Origin of the sequence: Ewingella sp. AOP9-I1-14 (assembly GCF_052375995.1) — a bacterium.
Lineage (GTDB): Bacteria > Pseudomonadota > Gammaproteobacteria > Enterobacterales > Enterobacteriaceae > Ewingella > Ewingella allii.
Map to the genome: position 1 here is coordinate 1 of NZ_JBQSVA010000042.1, position 952 is coordinate 952.

The following is a 952-nucleotide window of genomic DNA, read 5'->3' on the forward strand; positions in this document are numbered from 1 at the left end:
GGCTTTGTTGAATAAATCGGATTTAGATAAAAGCTCCCCTCGTCGCTGACTTTCTCAGGCAATCCGTACGCTTTCTGGCATGCCTGCACGCGTCATTTTGTTTAATGCGCGGATCATGGCCATAGCCTCCCCAACCTGCGCATCATGATCCCGCAACGTAAGATGCCCACCAAACAGCTGTTTGACACGGTACATTGCCGTTTCAGCCACCGAACGTCGGTTGTAAGCCGTGTGCCATTTCCAGTACGCATTGCTTCCCGTGAGCCGTTGCCGGGCAACCGCCTGATTTCTGTCGGCATACTCAGCCGACCAGTAACCCGCTCGGGTTCGCGGCGGGATAAGTGTTTTGATTTTCTTACGCCGCAGTTCGTCGTGGCACCGTCTGGTGTCATAAGCTCCGTCGGCTGAAGCGACCCTGATTTTCCGGTGTGTCTGGTGGATAAGTCCCGGGAATGCTTCTGCATCAGTCACGTTGTTCAGGGACAGGTCAGCACAGATAACCTCATGCGTACTGGCGTCCACGGCCAGGTGCAGCTTCCGCCAGACGCGGCGCTTTTCCTGACCGTGTTTTTTCACCTTCCACTCACCCTCACCGAAAACTTTTAAGCCGGTGGAGTCGATAACCAGGTGGGCAATTTCACCGCGTGTGGGGCTTTTGAAAGGGATGCTGACGGACTTAGCCCGCCTGCTGACGCAGGAATAATCCGGGCAACGGAGCGGGAGCTTCATCAGGATAAAAATGGAATCGATGAATCCCTGCACAGCGCGCAGCGTGAGGCGAAAGACGCGTTTGAGCATCAGAACGGTGGAAATGGCCAGCTCGGAATAACGTTGAGGACGACCACGTGAAGAGGTTTTGGGTTCGTCATACCAGGCCTGAATGGTCGACTCATCAAGCCAGAATGTCAGTGAGCCCCGATTGACGAGGGCTTTGTTGTAGACGTTCCAGTTG

General features: G+C 54.6%; 1 protein-coding gene. It reads right to left on the bottom strand.

What is annotated here, in order from left to right:
• Positions 1-54 precede the first annotated feature (54 nt).
• Positions 55-952: IS5 family transposase (locus ACT3RT_RS23080; RefSeq protein WP_496203786.1), on the bottom strand; the 898-nt coding region annotated here is incomplete at its 5' end.